The organism is Methylobacterium platani (assembly GCF_001653715.1).
GTDB classification, from domain to species: Bacteria; Pseudomonadota; Alphaproteobacteria; order Rhizobiales; family Beijerinckiaceae; genus Methylobacterium; species Methylobacterium platani.
Genome location: NZ_LWHQ01000010.1, coordinates 33,789 through 46,588, shown reverse-complemented (window position 1 = coordinate 46,588; position 12,800 = coordinate 33,789). Strand labels below are relative to the sequence as shown.

The 12,800-nt window shown below is 71.5% G+C and carries 12 protein-coding genes; 11 read left to right on the top strand and 1 reads right to left on the bottom strand.

Annotation, left to right across the window (positions count from 1 at the left end; translation table 11 throughout):
- Positions 1-2 precede the first annotated feature (2 nt).
- The 4 genes from A5481_RS04915 (at position 3) to A5481_RS34565 (ending at position 3,451) form a co-directional block, all read left to right on the top strand.
- On the top strand, positions 3-1,271 hold the full coding sequence (locus A5481_RS04915; RefSeq protein ID WP_048437569.1) for a four-carbon acid sugar kinase family protein: 1,269 nt from the start codon (positions 3-5) through the stop codon (positions 1,269-1,271).
- Positions 1,268-2,266, top strand: coding sequence for a 4-hydroxythreonine-4-phosphate dehydrogenase PdxA (gene pdxA, locus A5481_RS04910; RefSeq protein WP_048437570.1), 999 nt, complete (start codon positions 1,268-1,270; stop codon positions 2,264-2,266). Before A5481_RS04915 ends, pdxA begins: the two co-directional genes overlap by 4 nt.
- A 5-nt stretch (positions 2,267-2,271) precedes the next feature.
- Positions 2,272-3,051, top strand: a complete 780-nt coding sequence (locus tag A5481_RS04905) for a DeoR/GlpR family DNA-binding transcription regulator (RefSeq protein WP_048437571.1) — start codon at positions 2,272-2,274, stop codon at positions 3,049-3,051.
- A gap of 256 nt (positions 3,052-3,307) precedes the next feature.
- Entirely contained in the window at positions 3,308-3,451 is a 144-nt protein-coding gene (locus A5481_RS34565) for a hypothetical protein (protein WP_167450821.1), read from the top strand.
- Positions 3,452-3,735: 284 nt separating this feature from the next.
- On the opposite strand, the gene A5481_RS04900 is transcribed toward A5481_RS34565, so the two are convergent.
- A complete protein-coding gene (locus tag A5481_RS04900; RefSeq protein WP_064503803.1) occupies positions 3,736-4,980 on the bottom strand; it encodes a metal-dependent hydrolase family protein in 1,245 nt (414 codons plus the stop codon).
- Positions 4,981-5,108: 128 nt separating this feature from the next.
- Here A5481_RS04900 and A5481_RS04895 point away from each other — a divergent pair, with 128 nt between their 5' ends.
- The 7 genes from A5481_RS04895 to A5481_RS04865 all read left to right on the top strand — a co-directional run bounded on the left by A5481_RS04895 (position 5,109) and on the right by A5481_RS04865 (position 12,800).
- The gene (locus A5481_RS04895; protein ID WP_064503802.1) at positions 5,109-5,798 is read left to right on the top strand and encodes a TetR/AcrR family transcriptional regulator; all 690 of its coding nucleotides are present in this window, start codon (positions 5,109-5,111) and stop codon (positions 5,796-5,798) included.
- A 181-nt stretch (positions 5,799-5,979) separates the two neighbouring features.
- Entirely contained in the window at positions 5,980-6,831 is an 852-nt protein-coding gene (locus A5481_RS04890; RefSeq protein WP_048436960.1) for an ABC transporter permease, read from the top strand.
- Entirely contained in the window at positions 6,831-7,892 is a 1,062-nt protein-coding gene (locus A5481_RS04885) for an ABC transporter ATP-binding protein (protein ID WP_048436953.1), read from the top strand. Before A5481_RS04890 ends, A5481_RS04885 begins: the two co-directional genes overlap by 1 nt.
- Positions 7,889-8,917 (top strand): extracellular solute-binding protein, encoded by a 1,029-nt coding sequence (locus A5481_RS04880; RefSeq protein WP_245239172.1) that lies wholly within the window; start codon positions 7,889-7,891, stop codon positions 8,915-8,917. Before A5481_RS04885 ends, A5481_RS04880 begins: the two co-directional genes overlap by 4 nt.
- Before the next feature lie 393 nt (positions 8,918-9,310).
- A complete protein-coding gene (locus A5481_RS04875; RefSeq protein ID WP_048436954.1) occupies positions 9,311-10,138 on the top strand; it encodes an ABC transporter permease in 828 nt (275 codons plus the stop codon).
- A gap of 26 nt (positions 10,139-10,164) precedes the next feature.
- Positions 10,165-11,775, top strand: a complete 1,611-nt coding sequence (locus tag A5481_RS04870; RefSeq protein WP_048436955.1) for an amidohydrolase family protein — start codon at positions 10,165-10,167, stop codon at positions 11,773-11,775.
- Entirely contained in the window at positions 11,772-12,800 is a 1,029-nt protein-coding gene (locus tag A5481_RS04865) for a CobW family GTP-binding protein (protein WP_048436956.1), read from the top strand. The genes A5481_RS04870 and A5481_RS04865 overlap by 4 nt, the downstream gene beginning before the upstream one ends.

Sequence of the window (12,800 nt, the reverse complement as noted above, 5' to 3'; positions counted from 1 at the left end):
CCATGGCGCGCCGCTGGCTCATCCTCGCCGACGACCTGACGGGGGCGGCCGACTGCGCCATCGCCTTCGCGCGCCGCGGGCGCTCCGCCCTCGTGCAATGGGGCGAGGCGGGCGGCGAGGCGGAGGAGGACGTCGTCGCGCACGACGCCGACAGCCGCCAGCTCGGCGCCGCGGCGGCGGCCGCGCGCCACGCCGCCCTCGCCGGGCGGCTGCACCGGCCGGGCGTCGGGGTGTTCAAGAAGATCGACTCGACCCTGCGCGGCCAGCCGGCGGCGGAGCTCGCCGCCACCCTCGCGGCGATGCGCGAGCGCACCGGCGCAGGCTTCGGGATCCTGGCGCCGGCCTTCCCGGCGACCGGGCGCACGACGCGGGATGGGCGGATCCTCGTCGCGGGCGGGCCGCTGGAGGACACCGAGCTCTGGCGCCGCGACCACACCTACCCGACCGGCGCGCTCCCCGCGATGCTGGCCGGGGCCGGGCTCACCGGCACGGTGATCGATCTCGCGACCGTGCGGCGGGGGGCCGAGCCCCTGCGCGAGGCGCTCGCCGCGGCCGCCCGGACCTCGTCGGTCGCGGTGCTCGATGCCGAGGAGGACGACGACCTCGCGCGCATCGCCGCGGCCGGCCTCGCCCTCGGCGCGCAGGGCCCCTTGCGCGAGAGCCTGGTCTGGATCGGCAGCGCCGGCCTCGCGCACGCCCTGGCGGCCGCGGAGACGACACCGCCCGCGCCGCGCCCCACCGTCGCGAGCGGACCCGGCGGCACGCTCGTGGTGGTGGGCAGCCTCGCGGCCGCCTCCCGCGCCGCGGCGCGAAAGCTCGCCGGCGAGGCGCGGCTGCGCCACGTCCCGGTTGCGGCCGGGTGGCTGCTCGCGGCCGGCGAGGCCGAGCGGGTGCGATGGTGCGACCGCGTGACGGCGCGGCTCGCGGTCGGCGACGACGTGCTGGTCGAGGTCGAGACGGGCGACGCGCCGGACCTGCGCCTCGGGCCCCGCCTCGCCGAGGCCCTCGGCGCGCTGCTGGCGCCGGCCGGCCGCCATCTCGGCGGGCTGGTGGCGACCGGCGGCGAGACCGCGGCGGCGCTCCTCGCCCATTTCGGGGTCGACGGCCTGGCGCTGGTCGACGAGATCGAGGCCGGCGTCGCGCTCGGCCTGACGCGGGGTCGCGTCACCGTGCCGATCGTCACCAAGGCCGGTGCCTTCGGCACCGAGGATACGCTCCTGCGCGCCGTCCACCACCTCCGGGCCATCAGACACGAAGGGTCTCCGACATGAGCCGACCGACCGTCGCGATCACCATGGGCGATGCCTCCGGCATCGGGCCCGAGATCATCATGAAGGCGCTGGCCCGGGCGGACATCGCGGCGCTCTGCCGGCCCGTGGTGATCGGCGATGCCGAGCGCCTGCGCGAGGCGGGCCGCATCGTCGGCACGACCCTCGCGGTCCGGGCGGTCGCCTCGCCCGACGAGGCGGTCCCTGCGCCCGGCACCGTCGACTGCGTCGATCTCGGGCTGATTCCGCCCGGGCACCCGTTCGGGCAGGTCTCGCCGGTCTCCGGCGAGGGGGCGTTCCGCTACATCGAGCGCGCCGTGAGGATCGTCCAGGCCGGCCAGGCCGCCGCGATCTGCACCGCGCCCTTGAGCAAGGAAGCGCTCCACGCCGCCGGCCACAAGTATCCGGGCCACACCGAGCTCCTCGCCGAGCTCACCGGCACCCCGGAAGTCTCGATGATGCTGGTCTCGCCCAAGCTCCGGGTGATCCACGTCACGACGCATATCGGGCTGATCGACGCCATCGCGCGGATCGAGCCGGGCCTCGTCGAGCGGGTGATCGCGCGCGGCCACGACACCCTGGTCAAGGCGGGAATCGCGAACCCGCGGATCGGCGTCTGCGCGATCAACCCGCATGCCGGCGAGAACGGCCTGTTCGGCCGCGGCGAGGAGGCGGAGAAGATCACGCCGGCGGTCGAGGCCTGCCGGGCGAAGGGATGGCGGGTCGAGGGACCGCTGCCCGCCGACACCCTGTTCTTCCTGGCGGGACGGGGCGACTACGACATCGTGGTGGCGATGTACCACGACCAGGGCCACGGCCCGATCAAGGTGCTGGGGCTGGAGGCGGGGGTGAACATCACCGTCGGCCTGCCGGTGATCCGCACCTCGGTCGATCACGGCACCGCCTTCGACATCGCCGGCAAGGGCATCGCCGACGAGGGCTCGCTGGTCGAGGCCCTGCGCCAGGCGGTGGACCTCGCGCCGCGCCGGGCGGTCTGAGATCCATGACCCGCGGCCGGCACCGCCACCCGCTGCTGCTCGAGGCGCTGCAGGCCGGCGAGGTGGTGGTCGAGGAACTGGCGGAGCGCTTCGGCGTCTCCGCCTCGACGATCCGCCGCGACCTGCAGCAGCTGGCGAGCGAGAAGACGATCCGGCGCACCTATGGCGGCGCGGTGATCGCCCACCCGCTGCCCGAGACGAGCCTGCCGGAGCGCGAGGCGCAGGCCCGGCCCGAGAAGGCCGCGATCGCGCGTGCCGCCATAGGCCTCCTCTCCGACGACGACATCCTGGTCCTCGACGGCGGCTCGACGGTGGCGACCTTCGGGGCCGGGCTGATCGGCGGGGCCGGGCGTCCCGGGCGCCGTCACGCGATCATCACCAACAACCTGCCGCTCGTCGGCGTGCTCGCCGGCGCGCCCGGCCTCGCGCTCACGGTGCTCGGCGGCGCGGTGCGCCCGGGCAGCATGAGCACCATGGGTCCGCTGGCCGAGGCGTCCTTGCGCCGGCTCACCGCCGACAAGGCGGTGGTGAGCGGCGACGGGTTCGTCGCCGGCCGCGGGTTGTGCGAGGCGGCGATCGAGCAGGTCTCGCTCAAGTCGCTGATGATGGAGCAGGCCGCCGAGGTGGTGGTGCTGATGGATTCGTCCAAGCTCGGCCGCGCGACGCAAGGGGCCTGGGCACCGCTGCCGCGGCGCTGGACCCTGGTGACGGATGCCGGCGCCACGCAGGCGCAGTGCGCGGAGGCCGAGGAGGCCGGGGCGCGGGTGGTGCGGGCGGGATCCTGATCCCGCCTTCCGCCGCAGCTGCCGACACGACGGGACCCGGCTCCGCCCACCTGCACGCGCCGGCGATGCCCGGCCAAGAATACCTACGTATGTCGAGCTCTAACATATCAAGTCTTTGCCGGGCATACCGTTCTCATGTTTCCATTGTTTTCTAATTGTAACAGTATTTGAGCGGATCTGGACAGACCTTGGGTCATCAACCATTCTTTAACTACGGCAGTCACGCGAGATCTGCCGTCAGACAGAGAATGGCATCATGAAGAAGCTCGACGCCAAGTCCCTCGGTTCCGTCGCCGGCGGCTGCTGCAAGCCCGCCTGCCCCCCGCCCTGCCCGCCGCCGGCCCCGGCCTGCCCGCCCCCTGCCCATACCTGCGGCAGCGTCAAGTCCGGCTGCTGCTGAGGGCGCGGGCCGTCCGAGTGCGTTCAGCGGCCGGAAATCCAGACCGGCCCTAAATACTCACTCGTCCACCTCCTCCAGGGGTGCCGGCGATCCGAGATCGCGCCCGATCGACGATCCTGCTCAGAGGCCGTTTGAGTTCGCAGGCTGGATTCACACCCTCACCCGCCATCCCGGGTTCCGCCGCGCGGTCCCGGGATGGCGTGTTGTCGGGATCCGCGCCGGATCGACCGACCACTCCCGTCGAACCGACCTCGGTCAGAGAACGCGATCCTCGACGCGCCGGATCAGGCCGCCAGCTCGTCCTTGACGAAGCGTCCGTCGATCATGATCGCCCGCATGTGGCGGCCCTGGCCGGTCAGCAGCGACAGGTCGGCGAGCGGATCGCCGTCGACCACGATCAGGTCGGCGAAGGCGCCCGGCGCCACCACGCCCGCCTTGCCCTCCAGGCGCACGACCTTGGCGGCGTTGACCGTGGCCGAGCGGATGACCTCGATCGCCGGCAGGCAGCGGCCGCGGATCACGAACTCCTCCGACTGGTGGCGGTGCATCTCGCCGAGGAGATCGGTGCCGTAGGCCATCATCACGCCGGCCTCCCGCAGGGTCTCGAGGGCGGAGAGCCCCGCCTCGCGCACGTCCTCGATCTTGGCGACCGAGGCCGGCGGCAGGCCGAGGGACGCGCCCTCCTTGGCGAGCGCGTCGAAGGTGACGTTGGTCGGCACCACGTAGGCGCCCTTGTCGCGGATCAGCCGCGCGGTCTCGGGCGTCACCAGGTTGCCGTGCTCGACCGAGATCACCCCGTTCTCCACCGCCCGGCGGATCGCCGCGTCGGTGTAGAGGTGGGCGGCGACGTAGGTCTGCGCGTTGGTCGCCTCCTCGACGATCGCCCGCAGCTCGTCGACGGAGTAGCCCAGGAACGCGATCGGGTCGGTCGGCGAGGACACGCCGCCATTGGCCATGATCTTGATGAAGTCGGCGCCGGCCTTGATCTCCTCGCGCGCCACCCGGCGCACCGCGTCGACCCCGTCGCAGACCCGGCCCATCGCGCCGAGCTTGGTGCCGTAATGGCTCACGTCGCGGGAATGGTAGCGGCCGCGATAGTCGGTGTGGCCGCCGGTCTGCGACAGCGCCTTGCCGCAGATCACGAGGCGCGGGCCGTCGATCAGCCCTTCCCGCACCGCCATGACCAGCCCGTGATCGGCGCCGCCGAGGTCGCGCACGGTGGTGAAGCCGCGCATCAGCATCCCGCGCATGATCCTGGCGGTGCGCAGGGCCACCAGCGAATCCGGCAGCTCGGCATTGGCGCCGAGGTCGGGGATCGTCGCGATGACGTGGACGTGGCAGTCGATCAGGCCCGGCATCAGCGTGCGCCCGGCCAGATCGATCACCCGGGCCGACGACGCGGTCAGCGGCCGGTCCGAGACCTCGCGGATCGTGCCGCCCTCGACCAGCACGTCGTACCCGTCGAGCGCGGTGTCGTGGGTGCCGTCGAGGATCCGGGCGTTGCGGAACAGGACGAGGTCGGCGCTCATGCGGGCGGTCCTTCTTCGGTCGAGGCGGCCCGTGGACGAGGGCGCGCGGCGTTGCCCGGCACACTGGACAGCGCGAAAAAAACAGGCAAGCTTGTTTTTTTATCAGGCGCTCGCGAGCGGGAGGATCGGTGACGCAGACCGCACGGCAGCCGCAGGCTGGACGGCAGCCGCAGGCTGGACGGCAGCCGCAGGCGCGCAGCCTCGCGACCCGCGAGCGGGTGGTGCGCGCGACGATCGACGAGATCCATGCCGTCGGCTACCACGCTGCCACCACGCAGGCGATCGCCGAGCGGGCGCAGGTCTCGCGCGGGGCGCTGCTGCACCACTTCCCGACCCGGGCCGACCTGGTGCGCGCCGCCCTCGAGACCCTGCTCGACGACGGCACCGCCGAGATCCGCTCGGTGTCGCGGGACGTGCGCGCGGGGGCGCTGCCGCTCGCCGATTTCGTCGAGTTCCTGTGGCCGCTCTTCTCCGGCCGGTTCTTCCAGCTCTCGCTGGAGCTGATCAACGAGGCCCGCACCGACGCGGCGTTGCGCGACGGCCTGATCCCGGTGGTGCAGCGCTTCCACGCCGCCCTCGACACGATCTGGGTCGAGTTCTGCGATTCCGACGCCCGGCCGCCGCGGGAGGCCCGGATCATCCTCAACCTCACCGTCAACCTGATGCGCGGCATGGGGGTGCAGACCGTGCTGCGCCCGGACCCGGACTATTTCCGCGACCTGATCGAGGCCTGGAAGGCGGTGCTGCCGCAGCTGATCGCCGGCCCGGCGGGGGACGCCACCTTCGCGGCCCCGCGCTTCCGCGAGGCGGTGGCATGAGCGGCGGGGGACGCGGGCGCGTACCCGGCATCCATCGTCTCGGCACCCGGCTCGTTGGCATCCGTCTTGCCAACGGCTCGATCGGCCGAGAGCCCGGCACCTGTCTTGCCAGCAGGCCCGGTACCTGTCTTACAAATAGGTCAGCTGTCCTGCAGCCGTTAGACCTCGATCCATGGACCGCATGAGCGCCGCCTCCCTGTCTCCCGCCGCCGCGGCCGGTCCCGGCCCGTCGGTCCGGCTCGGCCGCCTCGCCTTCCTGGCGGTGGTCATCCTCGCCTACGCGATCGTGTTCGCGCCGATCGTGATGGTGATCGTCACCTCGTTCTTCGACCAGGAGATCGTCGGCTTCCCGCCGGACGGGCTCACCCTGCGCTGGTACGTCAACGCCTGGGCGCAGCGCGACTTCGCCCGCGGCTTCCTCACCTCGCTCCAGATCGCGCTCGCGGCGACCGCCATCGGCGTGCCGCTCGGCACCGCCGCGGCGCTCGCGCTGGTGCGGGCGAACATCCCGGGGCGCGGGCTCATCAACACCTTCCTGCTCGCCCCTCTCGCGGTGCCGGCGATCGTCGCGGGGTCCGCCCTCTACATGTTCTACCTGCGGGCCGAGGACTGGCTCGACATGGACATCAAGGCGACCCTCGGCGGCCTCGTCGCCGCCAACGTGCTGATCACGATTCCCTGGACGGTGCGCCTCGTCACCGCGAGCCTCGCCGGGCTCGACCGCTCGGCGGAGGAGGCGGCGGCCAATCTCGGCGCCCGGCCGGTCACGGTGTTCCGCCGCATCACGCTGCCGATGCTGCGGCCCGGCATCGTGGCGGCGGCGCTGTTCTCCTTCGTGGCGAGCTTCGAGAACCTCGAACTGAACCTGCTCCTCGTCGGCCCGGGCCGCACCACGCTGCCCGTCGCCATGCTGAGCTACCTGGAATTCCGAATGGACCCGACCCTGGCCGCCGTCGCGACCGCGCAGATCCTGATGGTGACGATCCTGATGCTGGTCACCGACCGGTTCGTGAAGCTGTCGCGGATCGTCTGATGGGCACCCTCCTCCTCGACGGCGTCACCAAGCGCTACGGCGAGGCCCTCGCCGTCGCCGGCGTCGACCTCGACATCCGCCAGGGCGAGCTCGTGGCTTTGCTCGGCCCCTCGGGCTGCGGCAAGACCACGACGCTCCGCATGGTCGCGGGCTTCATCGAGCCGACTGCCGGCCGCATCGTCATCGGCGGCCGCGACGTGACGCGGCAGCCGCCCCACGCCCGCGACACCGGCATGGTGTTCCAGTCCTACGCGCTGTTCCCGCACATGAGCGTCGCCGACAACGTCGGCTTCGGGCTCGAGATGCGGAAGGTGGGCAAAGCGGAGCGCGACCGGCGCATCGCCGAGGCGCTGCGGCTGGTGCGTCTCGATGCGCTGGCCGACCGGCTGCCGCGCCAGCTCTCGGGCGGCCAGCAGCAGCGTGTGGCGCTCGCCCGCGCCCTGGTGGTGAGCCCGGCGGTGTTCCTCCTCGACGAACCCCTGTCGAACCTCGACGCCAAGCTGCGTTCCGAGGTCGGCCTGGAGATCCGCGAATTGCAGAAGCGGCTCGGGCTGACCACCCTGATGGTCACCCACGACCAGGACGAGGCGCTGGCCATGGCCGACCGGCTGGTGGTGATGGAGCACGGCCGGGTGCTGCAGGTCGGCAGTGCCGAAGACCTCTACGAGCGCCCGGCCAACACCTTCGTGGCCGGCTTCGTCGGCCGCTGCAACCTGCTCGACGGCGCCCGCGAGGGGGCCGACGTGTTCCGCCTCGCGAGCGGTGCCGCGCTCCCCTGCACGCCCGACGCGACCGCCCGCACCGGCATGCTGGCGATCCGGCCCGAGCGGATCGAGGTCGCCCCCGATCCCGCCGGCACCGGGCGGCTCCGGGCCGTGACCTATCTCGGCGCCCGCACCGAGTATCACCTGGAACTGGCCGGCGAAGCGATCGTCGCGGTGACGTCGACGCCGCTCCCCGACGATCCCCGCCGTCGCCTCGCCGCCGGCGATCCCGTCCGCATCACCTGGGCTGCGGATGCAGCCCGCGTCATCCCCGCAGCAGAAGGCCCCGCCCGATGATCGTCACCCGTCGCTCCCTGTTGGCCGGCAGCGCCGCCCTCGGCCTCTACGGCACGCTTCCCGCCCGGGCCGAATCCTCGTCGATCGTCGTCGGCACCTGGGGCGGCGATTACGGTGCGCTGCTGCAGCAGAACATCGACGTGCCGCTGATGAAGCCGCAGGGCATCGAGGTGTCCCAGGACATCGCCAACCAGGACCCGCGCCGCACCAAGCTGATCGCCGAGCGCACCAGCCGCCGCGCCAGCATGGACGTCGCCTGCATCAACGACATCGACAGCTACATGCTGAGCCAGCTCGGCGTGCTGGAGACGGTGCCGGCCGCTGAGGTGCCGCGCCTGTCGCAGGTGATCGACGTCTTCAAGAAGCCGCACTCGATCCCGCACATCTACTCGGCGCTTGTCGTGCTCTACAACCCGAGCAAGGTCACCACCCCGCCGACCCGCTACGCCGACATCTTCGACCCGAAGTACAAGGGCCGGGTCGGCCTGTCGGACATCCTCTGGAACTTCAACATGGCCGGCGCCAATATCGGGGCCGGCGGCACGCCCACCGACTTCACCAAGGGCAAGGCCGCCCTGATGGACCTGAAGAAGCTCGAGCCCAAGGTCTACCCGTCGAACGAGACCCTGGCCGCGGCGCTGAAGTCCGAGGAGGTGTGGATCTCGATGATGTGGCTCGCCCGCGGCTTCATGTGGAAGCAGGCCGGTATCCCGGTCGAGATGGCGATCCCCGAGGAGGGCGCGCTGCCGATCCTGTTCGAGGCCGGCGTGCCGAAGAACTCGCGGGCCAAGGACGGCGCCTTCAAGTACCTGAACGCCATGCTCGATCCGCAGGCCCAGGTCGCCTTCGCCCGGAAGATGGGCTACGTGCCGACGGTCAAGGACGCGAAGCTCCCCGACGATCTGGCCAAGCAGATCAGCCTGACGGAGGCCCAGCAGGCCAAGCTCCGCCCGCTCGACTACGCGACGATGCAGGCGCAGCAGGCGGCGTTCAACGACTTCTGGAACAAGGAGTTCAAGGGGTAGTCTGTCGGATTAGCTTTTACCCGCGCTGTCCGACCAAATTCCGGGACGAGTCTCGCGCAGGTCTCCCCTCTCCAGGCGATGCCGGGCTTGCCCGGTATCGCTCCAAGGTGTGGGCGAGGGGCCGGGGGTGAGGGTGGCGACGGTTCCGCATCGGACGCGACCGTTGAGCCGCCAGCACGATGGTTCGAGCTTCACACTGAAGCGTCACACCCTCACCCCTACCCCTCTCCCGCTCGGGAGAGGGGATCCCGCGCCTCATTCTTGTCCGAGAGTTCCCTGGATAGCCTTTCGTTCCGAGGCCGCTTCGCGATCCCGGGATGACCCTATGCGGTGGGAGGTGGGAACCGCCCCTATCCGCCTGCAACCAGAAAAGCCCCATCCAAAGGTCCGCCCGTGTTCGCCCTCATCCTGCCGGCCTTCCTCGTCGTCGCCGCGCTGCTCGTCGGCCCGATGGTGCTGCTCGCCCGCATCTCGCTCAACCAGTACAGCGCGACGCAGCTGATGATCGAGGCGACGACGGCGCAGAACTACCTCAATGCCGTCGCCGACCCGTATTACCGCGGCGTGATGGGCACGACGCTCCTCATGGCCTTCACCTGCACGGCGCTGACCCTGGCGCTGGGGTTCCCGGCGGCCTATCGGCTCGCCCGGATGGAGAGCCGGTGGAAGAGCCTCGTCACCGTGCTCACCCTGATCCCGCTCTTGGTCGGCAACGTCGTGCGGGCCGCGGGCTGGCTCGGGCTCCTCGGCAATGACGGGCTCGTCAACGCGAGCCTTCGCGGCCTCGGCGTGATCGCCGAGCCGCTGCAGCTGATCTACACGCCCGGCGCGGTCGCCATCGGGACGATCGCGGTGGTGCTGCCCTACATGATCCTGACCCTGTCCTCGGTGATCGAGAGCATCCCGCGGGCGGTGGAGGAGGCGGCGGCGAATCTCGGCGCGAGCGCCTTCACGGTGTTCCGCCGGGTGGTGTGGCCGCTGGCGCTGCCCGGCACGGTGGCGGGCTGCGTCCTCGTCTTCATCCTGTGCATGAACACCTACGCGACCGCGGTGCTGCTCGGCGGCTCGCAGTTCAAGATGATGGCGCCGGCCGTCTACGACCAGTTCTCGAAGAGCACGAACTGGCCGTTCGGCGCGGCTTTGGCCTTCATCCTGCTCGGCGCGACCCTGGCGCTGACGGCGCTCGGCACCGCGCTGCTCGGCCGCCGCTACGCCCGCTAGAACTAACGACAAAACGGGAGGACACCATGAGCGACGCCCCCATCCTCGCCGGCAACGAACTTGCCGCCGAGCGGGCCAAGGCCGGCCAGCCGCCCCTGGTGCCCTCGACCTCCCGCGACCGCGGGATCGGGCCGCACAAGCGCCTGGTGCTACGGGCCGCCACCGTCATCGACGGCACCGGCGCGCCGCCGATCGGCCCGACCGACATCGTGGTCGAGAACGGCCGCATCGTGCAGCTGAAGAAGGTCACCGGCAACCTCGCGAACACCGCCAACCGCCCGGCGCCCGGCGACCACGAGATCGATTGCCGGGCTAAGTGGGTGACCCCCGGCTTCGTCGATTGCCACGCCCATGCCGGCGTCGCCTACCACGCCGCCAACGGCTGGGTGCCGCCGGTCGAGTACGTCTACAAGCTCTGGCTCGCCCACGGCGTCACCACGGTGCGCGAGATGGGCTCGTTCAACGGCCTCGACTGGATGCTCGACCAGAAGAGGCGCGCGGCGGCCAACGAGATCGCGGCACCGCGGCTTCTCGCCTACAGCTACTTTCCCGCCGTCAACGACATGCTGAAGCTGATCCACACCCCCGAGGAAGGGCGGGTGTGGTTGCGCAAGCTCAAGGAGCGCGGCGCCGACGGGGTGAAGTTCTTCGGCGCGCCGCCCGCCATCATGGAGGCAGCCCTCGACGAGTGCGCGAAGCTCGGGCTCAAATCCGGCTGCCACCACGCCCAGATGGCGGTGACGCGGATGAACGCGCTCACCACCGCCGGCTGGGGGCTGACCAGCGCCGAGCATTATTACGGCCTGCCCGAGGCCCTGTTCGAGGACCGGGTGGTGCAGAACTTCCCGCTCGATTACGACTACAACGATGAATACTTCCGCTTCTCGGTCTCCGGCCAGATGTTCCGGCAGGGCGCCGAGCCCGGATCGAAGAAATGGAACGAGACCCTGGAGCGGTTCCTGGAGCTCGGCTTCACCTTCGTGCCGACCTTCACGATCTACGACGCCAACCGCGACCTGATGCGGGCGCGCCAGGCCGACTGGCACAAGGAGTATACCTGGAAGTCGATGTGGGACTACTTCACGCCGCAGCGCGGCGGCCACGGCTCGTACTGGTATCGCTGGTCGACCCAGAACGAGATCGAGTGGAAGGAGAACTACCGGCTCTGGATGGCCTTCATCAACGAGTACAAGAACCGCGGCGGCCGGGTCTGCGCCGGCTCGGATTCGGGGTTCATCTACCAGATCTTCGGCTTCGGCTACATCCGCGAGCTGGAGCTGTTGCAGGAGGCGGGCTTCCACCCGCTGGAGGTGGTGCGCGCCGCGACCTCGCAGGGCGCGGCGCTGTGCGGGCTCGAGGACGAGATCGGCACGGTCGAGGTCGGCAAGCGCGCCGACCTCCTGGTCCACGATCACAACCCGCTCACCGACTTCAAGCTGCTCTACGGCACCGGGGCGCTGCGCCTCGACGAGGCGACGAACGGCGCCACCTGGCACCGGGGCCTCAAGTACACGATCAAGGACGGGGTGATCTACGACACCGCCGAACTGCTCGCCGACGTGCGCGCCCTCGTCAAGGCGACCTGGGACGAGGCGGTGCCGGCCCGGTACGCCGAGCCCGGCCGGGCGGCGCCGTGACCGACAGCCTCGACTTCGTCGTCCTCACCGGCTTCCTCGGCTCGGGGAAAACGACGCTCCTGCGCGACTACCTCGCCCTGCCGGAGGCCGCCGACACGGCGGTCATCGTCAACGAGGCCGGCGAGATCGGTCTCGACGGGCTGATCCTGCGCGAGACCGGGGGCGACGTCCCCATGACGATGCTGGCGAATGGCTGCGTCTGCTGCCAGATGACCAGCGACCTCGCCCGCACCGTCGAGGCGCTGCTCGCCGCCGAGCGGCCGGAATCCTCGGGCCCGCTGCGGCGCATCGTGCTCGAGACGAGCGGCCTGTCGAAGCCCGGGCCGGTCCTGCGCCAGCTCGCGAGCCTCGCCGGGTTTCCGATGCGGGTCGCGGTCGTCGCGACCTACGATGCGCTGCGCGGGCCGGAGACCGCCGGGTTCGAGGAGGCCGCGGCGCAATGGGCCGCCGCCCACCGCATCGCGCTCACCAAGCTCGACGCCGCGCCCCCCGACCGTCTCGGCGCGGCCCGGGCGGAGATCGCCGGGATCAACCCCCTCGCCGAGACGGTGGCCGATCCCGACCGCCGCGGCGCGGTGGCGGCGGCCTTCGCGCCGCTCTCCGGCGCCGGCCTCGACCCGGCGCTGCTCGCGCCGGAGCCCGTCGGCGCGCATCCCCGCGTCGCGGTCTGGCTCGCCCGCCCGAACGTCCCCCTCCCCTACGACGACCTGGCGGCCTGGCTCGACAACCTCGCCGGCCGGCTCGGCGAGCGGCTCCTGCGCCTCAAGGGCCTGGTGGGGATCGCCGAATCCGACCGCCCGCTCCTGGTCGAGAGCGTCGGCACGCTGTTCTCGCGGCCCCGCCCCTTCGGCCGGCCCGGCGCGGACGCCGCGTCCTTCGTGGTGGTGATCGCCCGCGACCTCGCGGCGGGCGAGCTGGAGGCGGTCGCGCCCGCCGGTTTGTTCCGGTTCGCCCCGCGGGTGCCGGGCAACCCGTTCGCGCGGACGGGCGCCGGGCTGCCGCAGGCGGAGGCGGTGAGGCGCTGA

Bases quoted from the DNA above. Each gene is read 5' to 3' on its own strand.
- A5481_RS04905 (WP_048437571.1), top strand. From the start codon at position 2,272: ATGACCCGCGGCCGGCACCGCCACCCGCTGCTGCTCGAGGCGCTGCAG.
- A5481_RS04915 (WP_048437569.1), top strand. From the start codon at position 3: ATGGCGCGCCGCTGGCTCATCCTCGCCGACGACCTGACGGGGGCGGCC.
- pdxA (WP_048437570.1), top strand. From the start codon at position 1,268: ATGAGCCGACCGACCGTCGCGATCACCATGGGCGATGCCTCCGGCATC.
- A5481_RS04900 (WP_064503803.1), bottom strand. From the start codon at position 4,980: ATGAGCGCCGACCTCGTCCTGTTCCGCAACGCCCGGATCCTCGACGGC.
- A5481_RS34565 (WP_167450821.1), top strand. From the start codon at position 3,308: ATGAAGAAGCTCGACGCCAAGTCCCTCGGTTCCGTCGCCGGCGGCTGC.
- A5481_RS04880 (WP_245239172.1), top strand. From the start codon at position 7,889: ATGATCGTCACCCGTCGCTCCCTGTTGGCCGGCAGCGCCGCCCTCGGC.
- A5481_RS04870 (WP_048436955.1), top strand. From the start codon at position 10,165: ATGAGCGACGCCCCCATCCTCGCCGGCAACGAACTTGCCGCCGAGCGG.
- A5481_RS04890 (WP_048436960.1), top strand. From the start codon at position 5,980: ATGAGCGCCGCCTCCCTGTCTCCCGCCGCCGCGGCCGGTCCCGGCCCG.
- A5481_RS04885 (WP_048436953.1), top strand. From the start codon at position 6,831: ATGGGCACCCTCCTCCTCGACGGCGTCACCAAGCGCTACGGCGAGGCC.